Here is a 24856-nt window from a genome sequence, read left to right as displayed (position 1 = left end):
CGTGCCGGAGTGACGTCACCGGTCCAGCCGTGCGCAGGCGGGAGGCTGATTATGAGTTTCGTGAAGTTTTCCAAGGCCTTGATTCTCGTAGGTGCGAGCGCCAGCGTGCTGACGGGATGCGCCGGCGGCGGCGGTGCCCAATTGCCGCCCGCATCGTTCGTCGGATCGCGCGAACAGCCGAGCGAGGAATATGTGATCGGTCCGATGGACCAGCTCAATATCTTCGTGTGGCGCAACCCCGAATTGTCGGCGAAGGTCCAGGTGCGCCCCGATGGTCGCATCACCACGCCGCTGGTCAACGACATGCCCGCGGTCGGCAAGACCCCGGCGATGCTCGCCGACGACATGAAGATCGCGTTGGGTACCTATATCAAGGACCCGATCGTCTCGGTCATCGTCGAGAGTCCGCAGAGCACGTACAGCCAGTCGATCCGCATCGTGGGCGCGACCGAAAAGCCGGCATCGATCCCCTATCGCGCCAACATGACCCTGCTCGACGCGATGATCGCGGTCGGCGGCCTCAACCAATATGCCGCGGGCAACCGCGCGCGGCTGGTGCGCCAGGACCGCAATACCGGCCAGCAGCGCCAGTATAACGTCAAGCTCGGCAAGTTGCTCAAGGACGGCGACCCGTCGGCGAACGTCAAGCTCGAGCCGGGCGACGTGATCATCATCCCCGAATCGATGTTCTGACGGAGGCCCTGAAACCGTGAACGGCCTTTATGACGAATTTCGCGTCGCGCTGCACGCGATCTGGAACCGCCGCTGGATCGCGCTGGCGGCGGCCTGGGTCGTTGCGATTCTGGGCTGGCTGGCGGTCAGCCAGATGCCCAATCGCTACGAATCGAAAGCGCGCGTCTTCGTCCAGATGGGGCAGGTGCTGCCGTCCAAGATCGGCATCAGCGCGGCCGAGCAGCAGAACGACGTCGACACGATTCGCCAGACGCTGACCAGCGCGGTCAATCTGGAAAAGGTCGTGCGTGGCACCGACCTCGCGAACACCGTCTCGACCCCGCAGGAAATCGCCGACCGCGTCGCTGGCTTGCAGCAGGCCGTCAAGATCGTCGCTCAACAGAACAATCTGTTCGAGATCAGCGTGACCGCGTCGAGTCCAAAGCTGGCCGCGCAGATCAACCAGAAGCTGATCTCGATCTTCGTCGACCAGAATCTGGCCGACACCCGCAACGATACCCAGACCACGTTGCGCTTCCTCGACAGCCAGGTCGAGGATCTGCAGCGCCGCCTGAGCGATGCAGATGCCAAGCGCACCCAGTTCCAGACCCAATATCTCGGCTCGCTGCCGGGCACCGGCTCGCTGTCCGAGCGCATGTCGGCGGCGCGTACCCAGATGGCGCAGATCGACGGCGACCTCGCCGCCGCGCAGACCAGCCTCGCGTCGATCAACGGCCAGATGTCGGGCACTGCGGCGACCATTCCGGGCGTTGGCGGTGCCGGCAGCGCCGGTCCGGCGCGTGCGCGCCTTGCCGCGATCGAAGGCCAGCTCGCGGATGCGCGGGCCAAGGGCTATACCGACAACCATCCCGACGTGATCGCGCTCAACAGCCAGCTTGGCGCCGCGCGTGCGGCGGCGGCGCGCGAGCCGATGGTGGGCAGCTTCGCCGGTAACGGCCAGCCCAATCCGCAATATCTCTCGCTCAAGTCGATGCAGGCAGACAAGCAGTCGCAGGTTGCGGGGCTGTCACAGCGCAAGCAGCAGCTGCAGCACGACATGGACGCGATCACCAGCAAGCTGAACGGCGATCCCGCGGCGGCCAACGAGCAGAGCCAGATCGACCGCGATTACCAGGTGCTTAAGGACCAGTACGACAAATTGCTGAGCGACCGCGAGGACGTCCGCGTGCGGGCCCAGGCGCAGGCGCAGACCGATTCGATCAAGTTCAAGGTCATCGATCCGCCCGTGGCGCCTCGCGCGCCGACCGCGCCCAATCGTCCGTTGTTGCTGACCGGCGTGCTGCTCGCGGCGATCTTCGCGGGGGTCGGCGGGGCGTTCGCGCTGTCGCAGCTCAAGGCGACCTACGCCACCGCCGGGCGCCTCGAAAAGGCGACCGGGCTGCCGGTGATCGGGTCGATCAGCGAGCGCGTGTCGAGGGCGGAAGCCGACTTCAGGAAACGCAAGCTGCGCATGTTCGCGGGCGCCGCGGCCGCGCTGCCGGTCGCGTTCGTCAGCCTGCTCGGCGTGGAGATGCTGATGCGGGGGCTCGCGGCATGAACAAGCCGATCATCACCAAAAAGGGATCGCTGCTCGAGCGCGCGGCGGAAGTCTATGACTTCTCGGCGCGCCTCAACGCACGCGCGATTCCGGAAAGCGATTTACAGGCGCCGCCGGTGCTCAAGCCGGTCGCGCCTGTGCACGTCGCCGAGGCACCGAAGCCGACGGAAACGCCCAAGGTCGTTGCAGCGCCGGCGGAAACACTCGCCTCGCCCGTCGCTCGGCCGGCGCCAGTACCGCCGGCGGCTTTGCCCGTGGCGGGCCGCCAGGCCAAAGTCGATCGCGACCTGTTGGTGGAAAACCAGTTGCTCATCCCGGGCGCAGCGATCGGCGTGTTGGCCGAGGAATTCCGCCTCGCAAAGCGGCACCTGCTGCTGACTGCGCGCCAGCTCAATAAGCACGAGCCCGACAAGGCACGGACGATCCTGGTCTGTTCGGCCAAGCCCGGCGACGGCAAAACCTATTGCGCGATCAATCTGGCGATCTCGATGGCGGCGGAGCGTGACACGCGCGTGCTGCTGGTCGATGCCGATTTCGCCAAGCCTGGGATCATGGAGCGGCTCGGAGTCGCCGACGGTCCCGGTCTGCTCGATGCGCTCGCCGATCCCTCGATCGATATCGAGAAATGCGTCGTTGGCACCGACATTCCCAATCTCAGCCTGCTGCCCGCCGGCGCCCGGACCAATGCCGATGTCGAGCTGGTCGCCAGCGGCCGCACCCCCGATCTGATCGCGCGGCTGCTTGCCGCCGATCCGGAGCGCGTGGTGATCTTCGATTCGCCACCGGCGCTCTCGGCGTCGCCCGCTTCGGTCCTGGCGCTGCATGTCGGCCAGATCATGCTCGTGGTCCGCGCCGACAAGACGTCGGAAGGCGAGATCCGCGACACCGTGCAGCGGCTCGAGGGCTGCGAGCACATCCAGCTTTTGTTGAACAGCGTTGCGTTCGCCCCGGGGGGGGCTCGTTTCGGCAGTTATTACGGCCAGGAGGACGAGGGCCAATGATGCGCGTTATTTCCGCGGGGGTCGCGCTTGTGACGCTGCTGGCAGCAATGCCGGCAGCGGCGCAGGACGATGGGGGCAAGAGTCGGGGCAGAGACCGCAAGGTCACGATCGCGCCCTATATCGAGCTCAGCCAGGTGCTCACCGCCGACGTTCAGTCGGGCGATGTCCTGACCTATAGCTCGGCCGCGGCCGGGGTCGACGCGTCGGTCGAGATGCGGCGCGTGTCGGTCAATCTGTCGGCGCGCTACGAGCATCAATTCGCCTGGGACAAGAACAGCGGCGACGCCGATGTCGTTACTGGTCTCGCCAACGCCCAGGTGCGCGTGGCACGCGGGCTGTCGGTCGACGCGGGCGGCATCGCCACGCGCTCGCGCAATGATATTCGCGGCGCTGCGCCGGTGTTCTTCGGCAACGACCGCGACAATGTCAGCAACGTCTATTCGGGCTATGTCGGCCCGACGCTGACCACCGGCAGCGGGCCGGTTGCGATCAACGCGGCCTATCGCTTTGCTTATACCAAGGTAACCGAGCCGGGTCCCACCGGGGTCGCCCCGGGCAGCCCGCGGCTCGACTATTTCGACGATTCGAAGACGCAGATCGCGACCGCCTCGGTCGGCTTCAAATCGGGCACCGTGCTCCCGGTTGGCCTGACCGCGAGCGGCGGCTGGACCCGCGACGACCAGAGCCAGCTCGGCAACCGGTTCGATGATCTCTACGGCCGCGTCGACGCGGTCCTGCCGCTGTCAGGTAATATCGCGATCGTCGGCGGCGTCGGTTACGAAAAGCTGACCTCGAGCGCGCGCGATCCGTTGCTCGACACCGCCGGCGTGCCGGTCACCGACAGTCATGGCCGCTTCGTGACGGATCCCAACTCGCCGCGCCGTATCGCCTACAAAACCGACGGTATCTATTGGGATGCCGGCGTCATATGGCGCCCGAGCCCGCGCACCGCGGTCGAGGCGCATGTTGGCCGCCGGTACGGGTCGTGGAGCTATACTGGCTCGCTCAGCTACGCCCCGAGCAGAAGCGTCGGCATTCAGGTCGGCGTCTACGATACGGTCGAGACCTTCGGCGGCCAATTGCAGCGCAGCTTGCGCGGACTCCCCGCGCAGTTCACCGCGACGCGCGATTTGCTGGCCCAGCAATTCAGCGGCTGCACCTTCGGCACGACCGGCGGCGGCGCCGCGGGCGCGTGCATGAATTCGGTATTCCAGTCGGTGTCGACCGCGACCTATCGTTCGCGCGGGGTCGATGCGGTGGCCACCCTGACTCGCGGCACGTCCACACTCGGCTTCGGTGTGGGCTATTCGAACCGCAAATTCTACGCGCCCAACAGCCCGGGCGTGGTGATCATCGGCACCAGCGACGAGAGTTATTACGCGCAGCTGTTCTACTCGACCTCGATCGGCCAGCACACCTCGTTCAACGCCAATCTTTTCGCCAATTACTACGATAGCGGCCTTGCGCCGGGGATCTACAGCCTGGGCGCGACCGGATCGGTCTCGCGCAGCTTTGGTCGCCTCGGCACCACCGTCTCGCTTGGCGCCTATACTTTCAGCCAGAAGGGACAGGAGGACCAGACGACGGCGCAGGCGTCGCTGGGAGCACGTTACCAGTTCTGACCGGAGAGGCGGGTTCCCCGCCCGGAGACGAAGACGATGTATGACGACCATTACGGATTGAGCGGACGCCCGTTCGCGCTGACGCCCGATCCGAAATTCTGGTTCGATACCGCCACCCACCGCAAGGCGATGGCGTATCTAGGCTATGGCCTGAGCCAGGGCGAGGGCTTCATCGTCATCACCGGCGATGTCGGCGCGGGCAAGACCACGCTCGTCGGCCATCTGATGGCGACGATTGATCGCGAGCGGCTGCACGTGATCAAATTGGTCTCGAGCCAGGTCGATGGCGACGATCTGCTGCGGATCGTCGCGACTGGCTTGGGGGTCGAGACAGCGGGCTTGATGAAGGCGCAATTGCTCGTCGCGATCGAACGCGGACTGCATTCGATCGCCCGGGCGGGCCGCCGCACGTTGCTGATCGTCGACGAGGCGCAGGCGCTCCACACCGGCGCGCTCGAAGAATTGCGCATGCTGTCCAACTTCCAGGCCGGCGGCCATGCGCTGCTGCAGATCTTCCTGCTCGGCCAGCCCGAATTCCGCGCCGCACTCCACGGCAGCGACCGGCTCGAACAGCTCCGCCAGCGCGTGATCGCGATGCATCATCTCGATCCGATGGGCGCCGAAGAGGTCGAGCCCTATGTGCTGCACCGCCTGTCGCTGGTCGGCTGGAACGGCCGCCCCAAATTCACGCCCGATGCTTTCGCCGCGCTCTATCGCGGATCGGATGGCGTGCCGCGTCGGCTCAACCAGCTGGCGGGACGCGTGTTGCTGTTCGGCGCGATCGAGCAGATCGAGGTGATCGACGCCAAGGTCGTCGATGCCGTCATCGCCGATATCACCGGCGACATGCCTGCGCCCAGCGCCCCTGCGCAGTGGCCGGTTGCCGCCGCTCCCGAGCCGAAGCCCGAGCCCGCAATCGTCGCGGCGCCCGAACCGATCAAAGCCTCCGAGCCGGTCGCGATGCGCGAACCGCTCGTGGCGGTCGAACCCGCGGCGCCCGCGAACGACCCCAAGCCGGCGCCGATCGAGGTCGCGCACGATCGCTTCGCGGCGATCGAGGCGCGACTCGAGGAGCAGGATGCGGCGTTGCGTCGCGTGCTGGCATTGCTGGTCGATTGGGTCGAAGGTAACGAGGCCGCGGCAGCGCGCGGTGGCCGCGCGGCCTGACGCGCGACGGGAGCGGCATCATGCGCAACGGCCTGTCGGTTGACGTCGAGGAGTGGTTCCAGGTCGGCGCCTTCGAACGTGTGATCGCCAAGGCAGATTGGGACGGCCTGGATAGCCGCGTCGCTTACAATACCGGCAAGGTGCTAGATTTGTTCGGTGAGACGGGGGTCAAGGCGACCTTCTTTACACTCGGCTGGGTGGCCGAGCGAAACCCCGGGCTGATCCGCCGCATCGCCGACGAGGGGCATGAGGTCGCCAGCCATGGCTGGGATCACGACCGCGTCTTCACCATGACTGCCGACGCGTTCCGCGCCGATCTCAGGCGCGCCCGCACAGCGCTGGAGGATGCATCGGGCCAACGCGTGACCGGGTATCGCGCCCCGAGCTTTTCGATCGACCAGCGCACGCCCTGGGCGCATCAGGTGCTGGCCGAGGAAGGCTATGCGTATTCATCGAGCGTCGCGCCGTTGGTCCACGATCACTACGGCTGGGCCGACGCGCCCAAAGACGCCTATCGCCCGGTGGCGGGATCGGACCTGATCGAACTGCCGATCACGCTCGCCGATGTCGCAGGGCGCAAGATCACCACCGGCGGCGGGTTCTTCCGCCTGTTTCCGGCGGCGATCACCGATCGCGCGGTGTCGCGCGCTAATCGCGACGAGCATCGCCCGGCGGTATTCTATTTCCACCCTTGGGAGGTCGATCCCGACCAGCCGCGCGTCGCGCGCGCGCCGCTCAAGTCGCGGCTGCGCCATTATAGCCGGCTCGGCGCGATGGCGGGCAAATTGCGCGGGCTGGTCAAGCGCCACGATTGGGGCCGCGTCGACGCCGTCGTCGCCATCGAAGCGGAGCGCCTGCAGTGACGATGCCTTTGATCTCGACCCCGGTGGCGATCAACGCCGCCGACCTGACGCAGGCTGGCGAGCGCGCGCGGATCGATGCCTATGTCCGCGCGCATCCCGATGCGACGCCGTTTCACCTCACCGGCTGGAACCTCGCGGTCGCACGCGCGTGCGGCCAGACCGCGCACTGCCTGATCTCCGAACATGCCGATGGCACGCTCGCCGGTTTGCTGCCGCTGACCGAAATCCGCTCGCCGCTGTTCGGCAAGGCGTTGGTCTCGGCCGGATTCGCGGTCGATGGTGGCATCCTGACCAATCGCGACGCCATCGCCGATGCGCTCGCCGCTTCGGCCTGGGCGCTAGCCGAACGGCTTGGTTGTCCCAGCCTCGAATTGCGGGGCGGCCCGGCGCCGGGCGAGGGGTGGATCGTCGACGAGACGACCTATCTCGGTTTCTCACGCGATCTCGCCAAGGACGACGAGGCCGAATTGCTCGCGATCCCCCGCAAGCAGCGCGCCGATGTCCGCAAGTCGCTCGACGCCGACCTGGAGATTGCGATCGGCAACACGCCGCGCGATCTGGCGATGCATTATGCGGTGTTCTCGGAGTCCGTCCGCAACCTTGGCACGCCGGTATTCCCGGCCAAGCTGTTTCGCGAGGTTGCTGCCGAGCTCGGCGAATGTGCCGACGTCGTGACCGTATCCAAGGACGGCAAGCCGCACGCCAGCGTGTTCAGCCTCTACCTCAACGGCACCGTCTATCCTTTCTGGGGCGGCGGCACGCGCGAGGCGCGAGCGCTCAAGGCCAATGACCGGCTCTATTACGAGTTGATGCGCCATGCGCGCCGCCGCGGCTGTACGCGCTACGATTTCGGTCGGTCGAAGGCGGGCACGGGAGTCGCCGCGTTCAAGAAGAATTGGGGATTCGAGGGCGTGCCGTTGCGCTACGCCAAGCGTGTGGCTGCCGGCGAAACGCCGCGCGAAATGAATCCCATGAGCCCAAAATATCGGCTGCAAGTGGCGGTGTGGAAGAAGCTGCCCCTGTGGCTCGCCAATGCGATGGGACCGGTAATCGCCAAAGGCCTTGGCTGATGGGCGACATCTTGTTCCTCGCGCATCGATCGCCATTCCCGCCCGATCGCGGCGACAAGATCCGCGCGTTCAACCTGCTCAAGCATCTGGCGGCAAGGCACCGGGTGCACCTCGTCGCCTTCGCCGACGATCCGCGCGATCTCAAGGCCAAGAAGGGGTTGGTGCCGTTCACCGCGAGCCGGTCGATCCTGTGGCGCGGCAAATCGCGACCGCGCGCGCTAGTCGAGGCGCTGGTCCAGCGCAGGCCGGCGTCGCTGACCGCGTTCGACAATCACGCGATGCATGACGTTGTCGCCGACCTGTTAGAGCGCCGCTCGATCGATACGATCTACGTCTTTTCGGGCCAGATGGCACAATATGTGCCGGCCAAAACACGTGCCCGTGTGATCATGGACTTTTGCGACATGGATTCGCTCAAGTTCGCCGACTACGCCAAGGCTTCGCGCGGCCCGATGCGCTGGCTGATGCAGCGCGAGGCGAATCTGTTGTTCCAGTTCGAGCGCCGGGTCGCGCGGCGGGTCGACGCCAGCTTGTTCGTCAGCGAGGCCGAAGCCGAGCTGTTCCGCAAGCGCACCGGCGCCGCCAATGTCCAGGTGGTCGAGAACGGCATCGACACCGATTTCTTCGATCCCGCCGCATCTTTTCGCCGGATCGATACGACCGGCAAGCTGATCGTGTTCACCGGCCAGATGGACTATCGCCCCAATGTCGAGGCAGTGACCTGGTTCGCCGAGACCGTGTTGCCGCATATCCGCGTCGTCCACCCCGATACCGTCTTCGTCATCGTCGGCCGCAACCCGACCGATGCGGTCACCGCGCTGGCGAAGCAGGATGGGGTGCGGGTGACCGGCGAAGTGGCGGATGTCCGGCCGTGGCTCGACGCTGCGGCCTGTGTGGTCGCCCCGCTGAAGATCGCGCGGGGCATCCAGAACAAGGTGCTCGAAGCCATGGCGATGGCGCGCCCGGTAGTGGCAAGCAGCGCCGCCGCCGAGGGGATCGACCATGACGGCACGATCCTGAGCGGCGACACCGTGGCGGAGGTTTCGGATGCGGTGAACGGGTTGCTGTCGGACGCACAGGGCGCGTCTGCGATGGGACACAAGGGGCGCGTGCGGGTCCAGGCGCGCTATGGCTGGAGCGCCCGGCTGGCACCGCTCGACGGGTTGATGGGCTGGGGCGCGAAGAAAGCACCGCGCAAGGGACGGGCGGCGGCATGACCAGCGTTGCCGGTGCCGCCCCCCGGTTCGCTTTCGCGATCGCGCCGGTCTGGCGCCGTCCGTTGGCTGCGCTTGCCGCGACGATGGCGGTGATCCTGCTGATGTTCCGCCAGGACGTTGCGGCGCTGGCCGAGCTCTATTGGACCAACACCACGTTCGGGCATTGCCTGTTCATCGCGCCGGTGGTCGGCTGGCTCGTGTGGATCCGGCGCGGCGAACTCGCACAACTGACGCCCCGGGCCTGGGCGCCCGGCCTTGCGCTGGTCGCGGCTGGAGGATTCGGCTGGCTGCTCGGCGATGCCGGCGGCGTATCGTTCGCGCGGCATCTGGGCGTGGTGATGATGTTGCAAGGCGCAGTGGTGACGATGCTCGGGCCCAATGTGGCGCGCGGGCTGCTGTTCCCGATCGCTTATGCGCTGTTCCTGGTGCCGTTCGGCGAATTCCTCGAACCGCCGCTGCAGGCGATCACCGTGTGGATCACGATGCATCTGCTTCATCTGGTCGGCGTCGCGGCCACGGTCGACGGTGTGCTGATCACCGCCGGCGACAAATATTTCGAAGTGGCCGAGGCATGCTCGGGCTCCAAGTTCGTGATCGCGATGATCGCTTATGGCGTACTGGTCGCGAACCTCTGCTACCGCACCTGGCCGCGGCGGATCGCCTTCATGGCGATGGCGATCATTGTGCCGGTACTGGCCAATGGCGTGCGCGCGTTCGGGACGATCTATGCCGCGGTACTGACCAGCGTCGAACAGGCGACTGGATACGATCATATCGTATTCGGCTGGGTGTTCTTCGGGCTGGTGATGGCGGCGGTGTTGGCGTTCGGCTGGAAATGGTTCGACCGCGCGCCTGACGCGCCGGCGTTCAATCCGGCGCGGTTGCAAGGTCCGGTGCGTTGGCCGCTCGATACGATCGTCGCCGCGCTGCTCGTGCTCGCGGTTGCGGCTGCCTTCCCCGGATGGTCGACAGCGATCGCTAGCCGCGCGCAGACCCTGCCCCTGCATATCGAGTTGCCGCAGGTCGCGGGCTGGAGCCGCGCCCCGGTCAGTACCCGCGCGCCTTGGGCACCGACCTATCCCGGTGCCGATCATCAATTGTTCGGCCGCTATGTCGACAATTCGGGCACTGCCGTCGATCTCGCGATCGCGGTCTATGGCAGCCAGCATCAGGGCAAGGAGATTGTCGGCTTCGGCATCGGCGTCATGCAGCAGGATGATCGCTGGGTACGCGTCGAAGACCTCGACGATCTCGATGCCGGCACGGTCATGCGCATCACCGCGCCAGGGCCGGTGGAGCGCCAAGTCGCGACGTGGTACCGGATTGGCAATGTCCTCACCTCCGACCCAAAAATCGTGAAGCTCGAAACGCTCAAGGCCAAGCTGCTGGGCGGGCCGCAGCGCGCGGTCGCCATCCATATTTCGGCCGAAACCCTGCCCGGCCAAGACCCGCGCGCAGCGATGGCGAAATTCCTCGCGGCTTTGGGGCCGCTCGACGTTTTGGCCGATCGTTCGGCGGGGATGGTCAGGTGACATCCCTCGTCATCCCAGCGAAAGCTGGGATCTCTAGAGTTATGGCGACATTGCCTGAGACCCTAGCTTGCGCTGAGGTGACGAGCACGAACACGGGGGTCGGTCGGTAACATGTGCGGCATCGCGGGGATCTATCACCCCGGAACCCCCAAGCCTGTCGATCGCGCCCGCGTGTTGGCGATGGCCGATGCCCAGGCGCATCGCGGCCCCGATGGCGCTGGCGTGTGGACTGCGTCGGGCGTCGGCTTGTCGCACCGCCGCCTGGCGATCATCGACGTCGCGGGCAGCCCGCAGCCGATGCATGACGGCGACCTGACCGTCACCTATAATGGCGAGATCTACAATTTCGCCGAGGTCCGTGCCGAGTTGCAGGCGATGGGCGCGAAGTTCGTCACCAATGGCGATACCGAAGTGCTGCTCCATGGCTGGCGGCAATGGGGCCCGGCGATGCTCGATCGCCTCAACGGCATGTTCGCCTTCGCGCTGCACGATGCGGGGCGGCAATGCCTGTTCCTGGCGCGCGACCGGCTGGGAGTGAAACCGCTCCATTATGTCGAGCTGTCCGATGGCTCCGTAGCCTTTGCGTCCGAGCTGAAGGGCTTGCTGGTGCATCCCTTGCTGCGCCGAGCGCCCGATCTCGCCGCGATCGAGGATTTCATGGGGCTGGGCTATGTGCCCGACGATGCCTGTGTCGTCGCCGGCGTGAAGAAATTGCCCGCCGCGCATTATCTGATGCTCGAACGCGGCCGGCCAGTGCCGATGCCGCGGCGCTGGTGGGATCTGGACTTCACCAATCGCGCGAGCGGATCGCTCAAGGATCTCGAGGCCGAATTGGTCGACCGCATGCGCGCCGCGGTAAAGCTCCGCATGGTCTCCGACGTGCCGCTCGGCGCGTTCCTCTCGGGCGGTGTCGACAGTTCGGCGGTGGTCGCGCTGATGGCCGAATTGTCGAAAGGCGCGGTCAAGACCTGCACGATCGGCTTCCAGGAAGCAGGGCATGACGAGCGCGCTTATGCCGACGCGATCGCGCAGCGCTATCACACCGATCACCGCGAGCGTGTGGTCGCCGCGGACGATTTCGCGCTACTCGACCGGCTGACCAGCGCGTTCGACGAACCCTTCGCCGATGCCTCGGCGCTGGCGACGTTCCGCGTCTGCGAACTGGCGCGCGAGCAAGTGACCGTGGCGCTGTCGGGCGACGGCGCCGACGAAGCGTTCGCCGGCTATCGCCGCTACAAGTTCCAGGCGGCGGAGGAGCGAGTCCGCTCGCTATTGCCGCGCGAGATGTCGGCCAATGTGTTCGGGACGCTCGGGCGGCTCTATCCAAAGGCAGATTGGGCGCCGCGCCCGCTGCGCGCCAAGACGACCTTGCTCGCGCTCGCGGAGGACGGCGCGACTGCCTATGCGCGGTCGGTCGGGGTGACGACGCCGGGACTGCGCGATAAACTGTTCACTGCCGAGGCGTGGCGGCAACTCGGCGGGCATCGCGCCGAAAACCGCTATATCGCGACGATGCGCGACGCGCCGGCGCGCGAAGCGCTCGATCGCGCGCAATATGCCGATATCCAGCATTATCTGACCGGCGACATTCTGACCAAGGTCGACCGCACCAGCATGGCGGTCAGCCTGGAAGCGCGCGAGCCGTTGTTGGATTACAAATTAATGGAATTCGCCGCGACCTTGCCGTCGTCGATGCGGTTGCGGCGCGGGCAGGGCAAATGGCTGATGAAGAAGGCGATGGAGCGCTATCTGCCCGACGACATCCTCTATCGACCCAAGATGGGGTTCGTGACCCCGATCAGCGCCTGGTTCCGGGGCGCGCTGGCCAATGAAGCCGCTGACCTGTCGCGTTCGCCGAGGCTGCTGCAATGGTTTGATGGTCCGGCGATCGAGCGAATCGCTGCGGAGCATAAAGCTGGCCGCGCCGAGCATGGGCGGACGTTGTGGCAGCTGGTGACGCTGGATCGGAGCTTGGCGCGGTTGTTCGGGTAGGCAATTCCCCCTCCCGCCTGCGGAAGGGGCTAGGGGAGGGCGTGTCCGAGGGGACGCTGCTCACGATAAAAGACCCTTCCCCACCCCTCCCGCAAGCGGGAGGGGAGAAACGATCATCGCAACCTGGCGATCGCCAGCCCGTCTTCCTTAGCCCGCTGCTTCACCGATTCCTCGCTCCGCGTCAGCGCCTTGGCGATCGCTTTTAGCGCCATGCCTTTCTTGGCCAGCGTGTGGAGTTTCTGGATTTCGTCCTGCCGCCAGGGCTGACGGTGGCGTTCGAATTTCTCAGCCATGATGCCAGCCGAACACCGCCATTGCGGCATGCAAGGTCAGCGCGATCAGGCATAAGGTCGCCAGGATGAAGATCGTGAAGCGGATCGAGACCTTGTTGACCGTCGCTTGCCATAGGCTGTGCGCGATACGCAGCGCGACATAGGCCCAGGCGATCCAGGCATTGATCCCGTCACCGGTGCCGGTGAACGCGATCACGAACGATACCGCGTAAAAGCACGTCGGCTGCTCGAGCAAATGATTGTAATTGTGCGCCTTCCATTGCGCCTTGGCAGGAAGGACGCCGTCGGCGTCGCTGCCCTTGCCGCCCCTCAGCTTGGTTATGTCGATCCCGGCGGCCTTCATCGCAGGCAAGCGCACCGCGATCATCCAGACGAACATCACCAATGTCCAGGCGATCAGGACGACGACCGGTTTCAGGATCTCGCTATGCATGAAGAGCCTCCCCAGACTTGATATGCCGGGGACGCTGCATCAACCGGTTTGCGATTGCAACGGATTGCGCGGCGCTCAGCCCGGCCGTCGGGAATCGAAGGACGCGCGCGCGGCATCGATCCGCTCGAGATTGTCCTTTGCCCAGATCCACACGCCGCAAAACGCTTCGCCGAGGGAAAAGCCGAGATCAGTCAGGCGATACTCTACCCGCGGCGGGATCACCGGATGAACGGTGCGCACGACCAAACCGTCGCGTTCCATTTGGCGCAGCGTCTGGGTCAACATCTTCTGGCTGATCCCGGGTACTTCACGGCCAACCTGGGTAAAGCGCAACTCGCCCCTCTCGGCGAGGACGTCGAGGATCAGCATCGTCCACTTGTCTGCCACCCGGCCAATCACTTCGGTCACCAGCGCCTCGACGCGCGGATCGATGTCGGTCGGCCAGGGAAGATAATTGGGGGCAGGCGCGTTCATGCAGTCACTCTCTTTCGGGTAAGTATAAATCTTTCTGGTGCCTTCTTTCCTCCGGAGAGTAGGAGCGTACATCGCAGCCATCAACCCCAAGCAGGAGCGATCCGATGAAAAGCAGCGGAAACACCATCCTCATCACCGGCGGCGGGTCGGGCATCGGCGAAGCGCTGGCGCACCGGTTCCACGACGCCGGCAATGCCGTGATCATTGCGGGCCGTCGCCAGGACGCGCTCGACGCCGCGGCGGCGGGCCGGCCGAATATCCATACCATGACACTCGACGTCGAAAGTGCCGAAGGGGTAGCCGATTTCGCGGCGCGCGTGCTCGCCACTTTCCCGGCGCTCAACGTGCTGATCAACAATGCCGGAATTATGCGGTTCGAGGCGCTCGTTCATGCCCGCGATCTGTCGGATGCCGAGGCGACGATCACCACCAACCTGCTCGGCCCGATCCGGCTGACCAATGCGCTGATCGACCATCTAATCGCGCAGCCCGACGCGGCGATCGTCAATGTAACCTCGGGCCTCGCCTTCGTGCCGCTGGTCGATACGCCGACCTACAATGCGACCAAGGCGGCGATCCATTCGTACACCGTCGCGATGCGCGACGCGCTGGCCGGCAAGGTCGAGGTGATCGAACTGGCGCCGCCCGCGGTGCAGACGGGGCTGACCCCCGGCCAGGAATCGCGTGAAGGCTATCAGCCGCTCGACGAGTTCGCCGACGAAGTGATGGCATTGTTCGCCCAGCAGCCCACGCCGCCGGAGATCCTCGTCCAGCGCGTAGCCTTCCTTCGCAATGCCGAGCGCGAAGGCCGGTTCGATGAGACCTTCCAACAACTCAACCAGTTCGCCCGCCAGGCGCGCGGCAACCAGCAGTAAGGACGCCGTCAATGCCGTTCGCAAATTTCAAACTTCCGGAAGCCGCGCTCTCGAAGGCGCAAAAGGCCGACCTCGCGCACCGCACGACCGACTGCTGGTCGAATATTTCGGCGAAGGCGCCAGGGCGCATACGATGGTGCTGATCGAGGAGGTGCGGGATGGCGGCTATACCCGCGCCGACGAGGTGTTCGTCGTGCCTGAGGCTTATCGGGCGAAGGATTGATCCTAATTCCCTCTCCCTGGGAGAGGGAGGGAGCCGACATAAGTCGGCGGAAGGGTGAGGGCAGGTGATCAGATCTGTCCTCATCCTTCCCACTCGCTGCGCGAGCGGGCCCCTTCCTTCTCCTTAGGGAGAAGGAAAACGCGGCGTCCCGGATGATGGGACGCCGCTTTATATTCGAGTCAGACGCTTGCTGTCCAGTTCATGCGAAAAGCTTCGCCCAGCGGCGCTCCGGCCGGTCCTTCCACAGCCCGCGATGATAGGCATCGCTCGCCAACAGCGGCATCACCGAGCCGGCTTCGGCGAAAACCATTTGCTCGATGCCGGTGTTGACCTTGCCCCAGCTCGCGGCCTCCTGCAGCGTCGAGGATGAGCAGGCGCCGTCGCGGACGTCGGCGACGGTGATCTGCACCGCATATTTGTGCACTTCGACATCCTCGTGACCGAGGATCTCGGCGCACACCACGGTGTCCTGGACGAAGTTCTTGGGCACGCCGCCGCCGATCATCAGCAGGCCGGTGGTGCCCGCCTGGATCTTGATCTCGGTCAGCTCGCGGAAGTCGGCGATGGCGTCGAGCACCATATAGGGCTGGCCGGCCTTGGCGCGGTCGACCTGATGCTTGACCAGGCCGAATCCCGCCGACGAGTCGACGAAGGCCGGGCAGAAGATCGGCACGTCATGCTCATAGGCGAGCTTGACCAGGCTGTTGTCCTTCTTGCCGTACTCGGCGAGATACTTGCCCATCTCACGGATGAAGGCGCGGCTCGAATAGGGCTTGGCCTCCAGGCTGTCGGCGATCTTCAGGATCGTGTGGTCGCAATCCTGAAGCTGCTCCTCGTCGATATAGGTGTCGTAGATACGGTCGATATAGAGCGAGCGCAGCGTATCATCGTCCGGAATTTCAAGTGCTTGATAGTGCTTGTGGCCAAGGCCTTCGAAGAAATCCATGTCGACGATCGAGGCGCCGGTGGCGACGACGACGTCGACCATGTTGTTGCGGATCAGCTCGGCATACAGGTCCATGCAGCCGCCGGCCGAGGTCGAGCCGGCGATGACCAGGACCACGGTGCAATCCTTGTCCGCCAGCATCTGGTTGTAGATCTTGGTCGCGCGGCCGAGGTCGCGGCTGGTGAAGCTCATGTCGCTCATCGCGTCGACGATCGGGCGCGCGTCGAACGAAGTGATGTCGATATGCTTGACCGTCTTCGACAGCAATTCCGCCTTGCGGGTGTCGTTGATCGGCGCGTTGGCGGCCGCGGTCTTGGTCAGGGTGTCGGTCATGGGTCTGTTCCCGTTTTTCTCGTGCCGCCGTCGTTATGGGGACGCGGAAACCCGTAACAATGGCCGTCACCCCAGCGAAAGCTGAGGTCTCAGGCAATAAGCATACCGCCCGAGATACCGGCTTTCGCTGGTATGACGGCTTTGAATGGTTGTCGTTACAGCTTTACGACGTTCGACGCGACCTCACGGTCCTCGCTCATATAAAGCGACGCCATCGGCTCGTCGTCGACGATCACCGTCTCGTCCGATCCGAAGCCGTTGAACGCGGTCCGCATCGCCGAACCATACGCACCGAGCATCCCGATTTCGAGATAATCGCCCGCACGCACATCCGCCGGCAGCATGAACGGCCCGCGCATATGGTCGAGATCGTCGCAAGTCGGGCCGTAGAAGCTGTACCCCATGTCCCTGGCGTGGCTATCCGGCTCGCGCAGCAGCGTGACCGGGAACCGCCAGGCGATATGCGCGGCGTCGAACAGCGCGCCATAGGCGCCGTCGTTGATGTACAATTCGTCGCCGCGGCGCTTTTCGACGCGCACGATGATCGAGCTGTACTCAGCACATAGCGCCCGGCCCGGTTCGGCCCAGAGTTCCGCCGAATAGGAAATCGGCAGGCTCTCGAACGCACGATGGATCGTCTCGAAATAATGTTCGAGCGGCGGCGGCTCCATGCCGGGATAGGTCGACGGGAAGCCGCCACCGACATCGACGACGTCGACCGTCACGCCGGCCTCGACGATCGCCTGGCGCACGCGCTCCATCGCCTCGGCATAAGCCGCCGGCGTCATCGCCTGGCTGCCGACATGGAAGCAGATGCCCAAAGCGTCGGCGATTTGCCGCGCTTGGAACAGCAGCTCCTTCGATTCACCCGGCGCCACGCCGAATTTCGACGCGAGGCTGAGCTTCGAGTGCTCGGACGAGACGCGCAGGCGCACGCACAACGTCAGGTCGCTCGCGCCGTGGGTGGCGCGGACGATCTTGTCCAGTTCCTCGATCGAATCGAGGCTGAACGTCTTCACGCCGTGCTTGAAATAGGCCTCGTGAATCGCTTCCTCGGCCTTGACCGGGTGCATGAAGCACAAGGTCGCGTCGGGCAGCGTACGCCGCACCAGCCGCACCTCGGCGATCGAGGCGACGTCGTAATGCGTGATGCCGCTGTCCCAGAGGATCTGGATCAACTCGGGCGAGGGATTCGCCTTGACGGCATACATCGAGCGGCCCGGAAACTTCTCGACGAAGAATCGGGCGGCGCGGGAAGCCGCATGCGGACGAATGAGCGTGACCGGCTGAACCGGACGCTGATCAAGAGCAATTCCGCGGGCGGAATTACCAGGGGCTTTCGCTAGCCCCAGCGCGCTATGATGCTTGTGCAACTCAAGGGACCTCCAAGTGGCTTGCGCCGTACGGTGAAATGCTGCCTTGCGGTTGGAAGTCCCATGGGGCAGCGGGAAGCGGGCAGATAAGGTCCAAAGGTTACCAAGTAAAGACTTTTTGGAACCGATTTTGGCGAGCGGAGGCGAAAAGTGACAATCGTAAGACAGCCGACACGGGCGGGCGTCCGCGACGCGGCGGCGAAGATCGCCGCGATCCTGGCGCCATCGCCGCTTTTCACGCATGAAATCAATGGTGTGATGATCGCCTTCAAGGCCGAATCGCTGCAGCCGATCGGCGCGTTCAAGCTACGCGGCGCGTGGCACCGCCTGACCGCTTTGAAGGACAATCAGCGCGCGAAGGGCGTGGTCGCTTTCTCATCGGGTAATCACGCCCAGGGAGTCGCCTGGGCAGCTAAGCGGTTGGGCATCCCCGCAACGATCGTGATGCCGTCGGATGCGCCCAAGGCGAAGCGCGACGGTACGCTCGCGCTCGGAGCCGAAATCGTCCCTTATGATCGCATGACCGAGGACCGGGTACGAATCGCCGCCGAGCTGGCCGAAGCGCGCGGCGCGGTGTTGGTGCCGAGTTTCGACGATCCGTGGATCATCGAAGGGCAGGGCAGCGCGGGAATCGAGGCGCGGCGGCAGATGGAGGCCATCGGGCTGGGGGAACCCAGCCATGTCGTGATTCCCTGCGGCGGCGGCGGACTCGCCGCGGGTATCGCGCTTGGCCTGACCGAAGCCAGGATCACCGTGGTCGAACCCGAAGGCTGGGACGATATGTGCCGCAGCCTGGAAGCGAGCTGGATCGAGCCGGTCGGCCCCAACCCGCCGCCGACCGCGTGCGATGCGCTGCAGACGCCGGTCGTCTCTCCCCTGACCTTCGAGGTGCTGGCGCGACGCGATGCCAAGGGTGTGGCGGTCAGCGAAGCCGAGGTCCGCGCAGCGCAGCGCTGGGCGGCGGCGAAGCTGCATCTCGTGGTGGAGCCGGGCGGCGCGGTCGGGTTGGCGGCATTGCTCGCGGGCAAGGTTGCCGTCGAGGCGGGAATGCTGGTCATCCTGTCGGGCGGCAATGTCGATATCGACGCTTATGCTAGGGCGCTTGCCCCCGAACCCGCTGAGGCACCGGCTTTCCCGGCGCTCAGCGAAAGCGAGTCCTGAGCGCGATGTTGGAGATGATCTATGCCGTTGCGATGATCGCGGCGGCGATCCTCGTCTATTTCGGGGTGCGGTTATGCCGTCGGCCAAATACGCGGCTCAAGGGCGTGTTGATGATCGTCATGGCCGCTGTGCTCGTTGGGAACGTGCTGATCGCGACGACGCTATAGAGCGTGTTTGAGACGGTCGACGTCCAAGCCAAGCGAGCCCGGGGCGCAATCTCAGCCCACTTCCCGCCTGAGCGCATCGATCATGCCCGGAACCGCGGTCAGCCGTGCTTCCTCTTCGTCCAGGATTGCGTGGAACGCATTGCGCTTGATCGCGGCGACGCGTCCCGGCTTCATCCGCACGCGCGGCGGCAGCGCGGACACGATGATGTCGATCATCCGCTCGGCGCCGTGCAGCCGGCCCCAGAGATAATCGTTCTCGCGATAGGCGCGACTGAAGAAAGCGCCGAAGCTGTTGAACTGAATGCCTTTCAAGGTCGCTTCGGCGCCGCCGGTGCGGATCGCGGTGGCATCCTCCGGCGCGATGCGGTCGACCTTGATCGGGTCGAATTCGTCGAGCCCTTCGCCCTGGAGCAGCGGCAAGGTCGCGACGTCGAAAAAGGGGAAGCCGAGATAGCTGAGCAACAACGGCCGCTTCACATCCTTCGCCATGCCGGCAAAGGCGTCGGCGAGCTTGGCGTCGGTATCGTCATCGAGCCGCTTGAGGTTGAGCGATGCCGCCAGCTTTTCGAGCAATGGTGCCGCATCGCTGCGCAGGCTGCGCACGTCGCGGCGTAACGCCGCATGCGTATCGGTCCGTTTGGCCTCGAGATAAGCCGCGAGTGCCTCGTAAATCGCGTCGCGCGCGGTGGTGAGCTGCTCCTCGGACAGATCTTCTTCCAGTTCGGCGAGCCGGCGCGCGACCAGCCGCAGCCGACGGATGCGGAAGCCGAGGTCGAACGAGCGCAGGAACAGGATCGCCGATTCGCTGGCCTTGCCGGCGAAGGTCAGCCCGCCGTCGCTGGCCTGCACCGCCGCTTCGACGACCTGGCGGATGCGCATCAGGCGGTCGGCCCCGGTCTCGCCACCCACGGCGTGGAGCAGGTTGCTGATCAGGTCGATGACGCCTGCGACCTTGAGATGGCCATAAGCGGCGTAAGCAAAACCGGACTTCGCGGCTGCCGCATTCTGTGCCTTGATTCGCCAGTTCTTGAGCCGCGTCGGCGTCGGCGAGTCCATGAAAAGCGTATAGTCGAACAGGCTTTCGATCTGCGTCTCGACCTCGGGACGGATCGACCGCGTGATCGCGCGCATATTCTCGATCCGCTGGCTGCGATCCTGGATTTCCTCGAGATTGTCGCGGATCGGCTGCTGCCGCGGAATTTCGGAGATCGCGCCGATGATCGTCTGGAAGAAGCCCGGCGATGGCGCCGCGGTGGTGCCGAAATGGAAACCGGCGCCGGGCGAGGGGTCGATATAGATGAACCGCCGGTCGATTTCGCGCCGCGCGGGGCGCTCGCGCAGGGCGTCGATCGCCGGGCGGAACGGCGCGTTGACCAATACCGACCCGTCGATCAGCACGGCGCTGTCGATCGCGTTGACCGCATATTGCCGCGGCAGCGCGCGTTCGAGGAACGTCTCACGCGTCGGCCATATCATTTCCCGGTCGGCCAGCACCTTGTCCAGCTCGGCGACGGTGAAGGGCGGAAAGGCGCCGGGGAAGCTCGATGTGGCCCGCGCGGCGAAGACGAGCTCGGCGGGATCCGCAAACGCACCCATGCCGTGATCGGTGAACGGGATGACCAGACGGTGCTCGGTCTCCAGCACCTCGGGCGGCGAATTGAGCTCGAGCCGCTCGGGATGGCCGCGGAAATCAGTGACGGTGACGAACAGATCGAGCGGTTGCCCGGCGGGCAGCAATCGTCCATCGCCTCCGCCTGCCCCCATCGCCGCCAGCGCATCGAGCACCAGGTTGGTGAAGCGCTCGCCCCCGAAGGGCGGTTCGAACCAGCGCGAGCGGACGAAATGCGACAGCTTGCGCTCGACCTCGGCGCGTGCTCCGGCCTCGACCAATTCGTCGACTCTCGCGGCACCGCGCCGCTGCGCCATCCAGGCGATCGGCAATGCCCAAGCCTTGGACAAACGGTGCGACGGCGCCGCCTTCGGATCGAGCAACGCCTCGATATCGGCGACGTCGAGCCACAATTGCGTCAGCGGCTCTAGGCTCTGCCCGGTCGCCAGCGCCTGCGCCAGAAACACGCCGTTGATCCCGCCCGCGCTGGCGCCGGCGATAATGTCGGGCAGCACGCGCAGCCGGATATCGGCTTCCTTCTCGATCTCGCTCAACAGTCCGAAATATATATGTTCGGTCGATTTGACGTGCGGCGCCTGGCCCGAATGGTAGGCTCGGCTGGCCCGCGCCAGCCGCCAGATCTCCTTGGTGATGCCGTGCATATAGACCGCGAGGCTGATCCCGCCGTAGCAGACCAGCGCCATGCGCAGCTCCTTCTCGCGCGTCATGCCGTCTCCACCTTGGCCCAGATCGGCAGGTGGTCGGATGCCCAGCGCGATGCATGGCTGACATGCACCCCGCAATCGGTGATCGCGAGGTCGGGCGACGCCATGATGCGGTCGAGCCGTCCAACCGGTCGCCGCGCGTGAAAACTGGGCCCGGTCGTGGCGAAGTGGAAGCGCGCGCCGAAATCCTTGAGGCAGCCCGATGACCGCGTCCATTCGTTGAGGTCGCCCATCATCACCGTCGGCAATTGCTGCGTGCTGGCGTCGAGATGCGCCAGGATCGCGTCGGCCTGGCGCCGTCGCATCAGCCCCGACAGATCGAGGTGCATGCCGACCACGCGGAGCGCCTGGCCGCGAATGCGCAGATCGGCCATCACTGCGCCGCGTGGCTCCAGCGTCGGCAAATGGATCGCCTCGCAATCGACCACTTGCACGTCACGTCGGACCAGCAGCACGTTGCCATGCCATCCACTCGACAGCGGACGGGCACCGAATGGCAGCGCCTTCCACGACCCGTGATCGGACAAATGGTCGGGCCCAAGGATCGCCGCTCGCCGGCCGAATCGTCGATCGGCTTCCTGCAAAGCGATCACATCGGCGTCGATTTCGTGCAGCACCGCCAGGATCCGCTCCGGACTGCGGATGCGATCGGTGCCGACCCCTTTGCGGATATTGTAGCTCGCGACCTTGATCATTGGAGCTTGTGTGAACGCCTCCGATAGGTGCGGGTTGCAGAGGACTAGCCCAATTGACCGGTGCATGTCATCCCGAAGGCGTCATGATCGACCAGAACTCCGCCAATTCGATCGCCGACGTCGCCCGCGTCCGGGCGCTGCTGATTGAGGCGGCCAAAGCGGGCGAGGCGATCAGCTATTCGCACCTGCTCGCGCAATTGGGGCACCGTTTCACCCGGCCCAAGATGCGCGCTGTATGCAAGACGCTCGACCTGATCGACGAAGCCGCGATCACGGCGGGCGAACCCGGGCTGGCGGTACTGGTCGTGCGCGAATCCGATGGTCTGCCCGGGCAGGGCTGGTGGGTCGGGGCGAGGGCGTTCGTGCTGGGGTATGATGGGCCGTGGACTGGGCCGGCAGCGATGAAGCTGGTGCGCGAGCAGCAGCGGATCGCGTTCGATTATTGGCGGACAGAATGATGGGCAACCGGATAAGTTTTGAGCCTGCGGCACGCGCGCCATAATCTGGAACGTAATTCTCTGATATCCCGGGAAATCGGGCGACATTCTCGACGGAACCACGTCGCCCGACTGGGTTGCTCCCATGGCCGCCGATCCGGACTATCGTTCCACGTGCGTCGACAACACCCAAGGGCAGGGTTCGCTACGCCCGATCCAATGTTGCCGTGTTGTTCACGGCTTTCCTGACCAACGCGACGAAGCTCTTTCCGTGGCGGACCAATTCAGCCTTGTCGAAGCATGCTTTCGCGCCGCGCTCGATCGCCTCGGTCTCGGCGGACGATCCCCATGTCGTGTGCGACGATACCACAAGGACGGGAGCGTGCGGATGTCCGGCCAGCTCATCCAGGAAAGCGAAGCCGTCGATACCCGGCATGGCGAGATCGAGTATGATGACGCTCGGCACGAATTTTTCGATCATTTCCCGCGCCGCAACCACACTGTCCGCGGATCCCACGACCCGAAAATCTTTCTCGCCCTCAAGCAATTGCTCGATGATCGCCCTCACGGTGAGCGAGTCGTCAACGACGAGCACATTGAACATGACCTTCTCCCCTGTCCGTTATGAAACGGACAACGCCTTAATATGGAATTAGTGGCGTGCTACCGCGCCGTTCTCCAGCACACCCGACTGAGTGGACCAGGAAGATTTCCTAAAACCGGCACTTCGATCTGATCGTGCGTCCGATCACATGTGGCGCGATCACGCTCGCTTATCGGAGATGTAGGGATGAACGTTCGCACCCCAATGGCCCTCGGTCTGGCCTTGACTCTCGCGCTCAGTCTGCCCGTCGGCATCGGTCGCGCTGCCGACACCAATACCGTGCCGCAAGTGCCGCACGACGGATCGCACGATTTCGATTTCGCGCGCGGCGTCTGGCACACGCACATCACCCGTGTGCTCGATCCGTTCGACGGCGGAACCCGTATCACCACTTCCGATGGCACCAAGACCGCTACGCCGATCTGGGGTGGCCGGGGCTGGATCGAGGAGCTCGATGTCGACGGCCAGGACGGACATTGGCAGGGCGCGACGATCTTTCTCTATAACGCGAAGTCTCGCCAATGGAGCCAGTCCTATATCGACAGCGACGGCGCCGAGGTGGACACGCCGGAGATCGGTGGATTCAAGGACGGGAGGGGCGAGTTTTACGCGACCGGGAAATACAAGGACCGCAACGTCTTGGTGCGCGGGGTTTGGTCGGACATCACGGCAGATTCGCACCGCTTTGAAATCTCTTATTCACAGGATGGCGGACGGAGCTGGGCCGCCGTCTTCAAGGCCTATCTGACCCGCATCAAGTAGATCCTGGACAATCCTATCCCTGTGGTCCGCTAGGCGGCAAACCAAATGCGCATATGTTAAATGTTGCCCCAGAACCCAGGCCGCGGTGCGCTGAGCGTCCCGGCAACGCATTCGACCCCGCCCTCCCGATCGTGGGCCAGCCACAACGGGCCGTCGAGATCAGCGAACACGCTGTCCGCGGCGATCATCAGCGCCGGCGCGATCGACAGCGAGGAGCAGATCATGCAGCCGGTCATCACGTCCAATCCGAGCCGGCGCGCTTCTTGCGCCAACTCGAGCGCCCCGGTCAGGCCGCCGGCCTTGTCGAGCTTGATGTTCACCACGCCATAGCCGTCGGGCAGCGCTGCGAGGTCAGCTGCGGCGTGGACCGATTCGTCGGCGGCGATGGGGATGGCCGAAACGAACCCCGTCAGCGCGGCATCGTCCGCCGCCGGCAGCGGCTGTTCGAGCAAGTCGACCCTCAGTTCAAGCAGCAAGTGCTGAAGCGACCGCACCTCGTCGATCGTCCAGCTCTCATTGGGGTCGACGATCAGGCGGGGCAGGGGCGCCGTGTCGCGGACCGCGCGCAATTGCGCGGCGGGATCGGTGCGGTCGACCTTGACCTTGATCAGCTGCACGTCGGCCAGCGCCGCCGCGGCCACGCGCATCCGGTCGGGCGTGTCCAGCCCGACGGTCATCGCCGTCGCGATCGGGCCAAGCGGTTGCTTCAGGCCGATCATCGTCGCGACGTCGCTGCTCGCCAGCCGCGCCTCCAGGTCCCACAAGGCGCAGTCCACAGCGTTGCGCGCGGCACCTGCCGGCATCAGCCGCAGCAGCTCGTCACGTCCGACCCCATTTTCGAGCGCGTCGCGTACCGCGCCGATCGCGGCCACCGTGCCGTCGACCGTCTCGCCATAGCGCGGATAGGGAACGCATTCGCCGCGCCCTGCCACGCCGTCCTGCTCGATCCGCACGGTCACGACCTCGGCGGCGGTCTTGGTCCCGCGCGAGATGCGGAACGGGGCGCTAAGCGGGAAGGTCTCGGGCTGGATCGATATCGTTCGGCGCATGGC

The 24856-nt window shown here is 65.1% G+C and carries 24 protein-coding genes; 15 read left to right on the top strand and 9 right to left on the bottom strand.

What is annotated here, in order from left to right; translation table 11 throughout:
* The first annotated feature begins 51 nt into the window (after positions 1 to 51).
* The 10 genes from SAS01S_RS02320 (at position 52) to SAS01S_RS02275 (ending at position 12694) form a co-directional block, all read left to right on the top strand.
* A complete protein-coding gene (locus SAS01S_RS02320) occupies positions 52 to 693 on the top strand; it encodes an XrtA/PEP-CTERM system exopolysaccharide export protein (RefSeq protein WP_066804202.1) in 642 nt (213 codons plus the stop codon).
* 16 nt (positions 694 to 709) lie between these two features.
* Positions 710 to 2230 (top strand): XrtA system polysaccharide chain length determinant, encoded by a 1521-nt coding sequence (locus SAS01S_RS02315; protein ID WP_066804199.1) that lies wholly within the window; start codon positions 710 to 712, stop codon positions 2228 to 2230.
* The gene (locus SAS01S_RS02310) at positions 2227 to 3231 is read left to right on the top strand and encodes an AAA family ATPase (protein WP_066804196.1); all 1005 of its coding nucleotides are present in this window, start codon (positions 2227 to 2229) and stop codon (positions 3229 to 3231) included. Before SAS01S_RS02315 ends, SAS01S_RS02310 begins: the two co-directional genes overlap by 4 nt.
* Positions 3231 to 4853 carry a hypothetical protein gene (locus SAS01S_RS02305; RefSeq protein ID WP_245656720.1) on the top strand — a complete coding sequence of 541 codons (1623 nt, stop codon included), beginning with the start codon at positions 3231 to 3233 and terminating at the stop codon, positions 4851 to 4853. Before SAS01S_RS02310 ends, SAS01S_RS02305 begins: the two co-directional genes overlap by 1 nt.
* Before the next feature lie 36 nt (positions 4854 to 4889).
* The gene (locus SAS01S_RS02300; RefSeq protein WP_066804190.1) at positions 4890 to 6020 is read left to right on the top strand and encodes an XrtA/PEP-CTERM system-associated ATPase; all 1131 of its coding nucleotides are present in this window, start codon (positions 4890 to 4892) and stop codon (positions 6018 to 6020) included.
* Between the two features lie 20 nt (positions 6021 to 6040).
* Positions 6041 to 6883 carry an XrtA system polysaccharide deacetylase gene (locus tag SAS01S_RS02295; protein ID WP_066804181.1) on the top strand — a complete coding sequence of 281 codons (843 nt, stop codon included), beginning with the start codon at positions 6041 to 6043 and terminating at the stop codon, positions 6881 to 6883.
* A gap of 2 nt (positions 6884 to 6885) precedes the next feature.
* Entirely contained in the window at positions 6886 to 7953 is a 1068-nt protein-coding gene (locus tag SAS01S_RS02290; protein WP_084238417.1) for a FemAB family XrtA/PEP-CTERM system-associated protein, read from the top strand.
* Entirely contained in the window at positions 7953 to 9170 is a 1218-nt protein-coding gene (locus tag SAS01S_RS02285) for a TIGR03087 family PEP-CTERM/XrtA system glycosyltransferase (RefSeq protein WP_066804175.1), read from the top strand. The genes SAS01S_RS02290 and SAS01S_RS02285 overlap by 1 nt, the downstream gene beginning before the upstream one ends.
* The gene (gene xrtA, locus SAS01S_RS02280; protein WP_066804172.1) at positions 9167 to 10702 is read left to right on the top strand and encodes an exosortase A; all 1536 of its coding nucleotides are present in this window, start codon (positions 9167 to 9169) and stop codon (positions 10700 to 10702) included. Before SAS01S_RS02285 ends, xrtA begins: the two co-directional genes overlap by 4 nt.
* 111 nt (positions 10703 to 10813) lie before the next feature.
* Entirely contained in the window at positions 10814 to 12694 is a 1881-nt protein-coding gene (locus SAS01S_RS02275; protein ID WP_066804164.1) for an XrtA/PEP-CTERM system amidotransferase, read from the top strand.
* Positions 12695 to 12807: 113 nt separating this feature from the next.
* On the opposite strand, the gene SAS01S_RS02270 is transcribed toward SAS01S_RS02275, so the two are convergent.
* The 3 genes from SAS01S_RS02270 to SAS01S_RS02260 all read right to left on the bottom strand — a co-directional run bounded on the left by SAS01S_RS02270 (position 12808) and on the right by SAS01S_RS02260 (position 13894).
* Positions 12808 to 12987: a hypothetical protein gene (locus tag SAS01S_RS02270; protein WP_066804161.1), complete on the bottom strand. Its 180-nt coding sequence runs from the start codon at positions 12985 to 12987 to the stop codon at positions 12808 to 12810.
* Complete coding sequence (locus SAS01S_RS02265) at positions 12980 to 13420, bottom strand: MAPEG family protein (protein ID WP_066804158.1); 441 nt, start codon at positions 13418 to 13420, stop codon at positions 12980 to 12982. The genes SAS01S_RS02270 and SAS01S_RS02265 overlap by 8 nt, the downstream gene beginning before the upstream one ends.
* A gap of 75 nt (positions 13421 to 13495) precedes the next feature.
* A complete protein-coding gene (locus SAS01S_RS02260) occupies positions 13496 to 13894 on the bottom strand; it encodes a winged helix-turn-helix transcriptional regulator (protein WP_066804155.1) in 399 nt (132 codons plus the stop codon).
* 104 nt (positions 13895 to 13998) lie between these two features.
* Here SAS01S_RS02260 and SAS01S_RS02255 point away from each other — a divergent pair, with 104 nt between their 5' ends.
* Positions 13999 to 14769 carry an SDR family oxidoreductase gene (locus SAS01S_RS02255; protein ID WP_066804153.1) on the top strand — a complete coding sequence of 257 codons (771 nt, stop codon included), beginning with the start codon at positions 13999 to 14001 and terminating at the stop codon, positions 14767 to 14769.
* A 422-nt stretch (positions 14770 to 15191) separates the two neighbouring features.
* Here SAS01S_RS02255 and SAS01S_RS02245 read toward each other — a convergent pair whose 3' ends face one another.
* Positions 15192 to 16271: a 1,9-bis(guanidino)-5-aza-nonane synthase gene (locus tag SAS01S_RS02245; protein WP_066804151.1), complete on the bottom strand. Its 1080-nt coding sequence runs from the start codon at positions 16269 to 16271 to the stop codon at positions 15192 to 15194.
* A gap of 155 nt (positions 16272 to 16426) precedes the next feature.
* The gene (locus SAS01S_RS02240; RefSeq protein WP_084238415.1) at positions 16427 to 17644 is read right to left on the bottom strand and encodes a type III PLP-dependent enzyme; all 1218 of its coding nucleotides are present in this window, start codon (positions 17642 to 17644) and stop codon (positions 16427 to 16429) included.
* Positions 17645 to 17794: 150 nt separating this feature from the next.
* Here SAS01S_RS02240 and SAS01S_RS02235 point away from each other — a divergent pair, with 150 nt between their 5' ends.
* The gene (locus SAS01S_RS02235) at positions 17795 to 18805 is read left to right on the top strand and encodes a threonine ammonia-lyase (protein WP_066804148.1); all 1011 of its coding nucleotides are present in this window, start codon (positions 17795 to 17797) and stop codon (positions 18803 to 18805) included.
* A 5-nt stretch (positions 18806 to 18810) separates the two neighbouring features.
* The gene (locus SAS01S_RS22350) at positions 18811 to 18972 is read left to right on the top strand and encodes a hypothetical protein (RefSeq protein ID WP_157082631.1); all 162 of its coding nucleotides are present in this window, start codon (positions 18811 to 18813) and stop codon (positions 18970 to 18972) included.
* A gap of 51 nt (positions 18973 to 19023) precedes the next feature.
* Here the strand turns inward: SAS01S_RS22350 and SAS01S_RS02230 are convergent, their stop codons facing one another.
* Both SAS01S_RS02230 and SAS01S_RS02225 read right to left on the bottom strand, forming a co-directional pair.
* Positions 19024 to 21309, bottom strand: a complete 2286-nt coding sequence (locus SAS01S_RS02230; protein WP_066804145.1) for a patatin-like protein — start codon at positions 21307 to 21309, stop codon at positions 19024 to 19026.
* Entirely contained in the window at positions 21306 to 22001 is a 696-nt protein-coding gene (locus tag SAS01S_RS02225) for an endonuclease/exonuclease/phosphatase family protein (RefSeq protein WP_066804142.1), read from the bottom strand. Before SAS01S_RS02225 ends, SAS01S_RS02230 begins: the two co-directional genes overlap by 4 nt.
* An 83-nt stretch (positions 22002 to 22084) precedes the next feature.
* Here SAS01S_RS02225 and SAS01S_RS02220 point away from each other — a divergent pair, with 83 nt between their 5' ends.
* Complete coding sequence (locus tag SAS01S_RS02220; protein ID WP_066804139.1) at positions 22085 to 22459, top strand: ribose-phosphate pyrophosphokinase; 375 nt, start codon at positions 22085 to 22087, stop codon at positions 22457 to 22459.
* A 184-nt stretch (positions 22460 to 22643) separates the two neighbouring features.
* Here the strand turns inward: SAS01S_RS02220 and SAS01S_RS02215 are convergent, their stop codons facing one another.
* A complete protein-coding gene (locus SAS01S_RS02215) occupies positions 22644 to 23042 on the bottom strand; it encodes a response regulator (protein WP_066804136.1) in 399 nt (132 codons plus the stop codon).
* Positions 23043 to 23228: 186 nt separating this feature from the next.
* Between SAS01S_RS02215 and SAS01S_RS02210 the strand changes: the two genes are divergently transcribed.
* A complete protein-coding gene (locus SAS01S_RS02210; protein WP_157082630.1) occupies positions 23229 to 23804 on the top strand; it encodes a hypothetical protein in 576 nt (191 codons plus the stop codon).
* A gap of 56 nt (positions 23805 to 23860) precedes the next feature.
* Here the strand turns inward: SAS01S_RS02210 and dgcA are convergent, their stop codons facing one another.
* Positions 23861 to 24853 carry an N-acetyl-D-Glu racemase DgcA gene (gene dgcA / locus SAS01S_RS02205; protein ID WP_066804130.1) on the bottom strand — a complete coding sequence of 331 codons (993 nt, stop codon included), beginning with the start codon at positions 24851 to 24853 and terminating at the stop codon, positions 23861 to 23863.
* Positions 24854 to 24856: the final 3 nt, after the last annotated feature.

Origin of the sequence: Sphingomonas asaccharolytica NBRC 15499, from assembly GCF_001598355.1 — a bacterium.
Taxonomy (GTDB): Bacteria; Pseudomonadota; Alphaproteobacteria; order Sphingomonadales; family Sphingomonadaceae; genus Sphingomonas; species Sphingomonas asaccharolytica.
The sequence above is the reverse complement of the archived record's forward strand: the minus strand, read 5'-3'. Positions and strand labels throughout refer to the sequence as shown.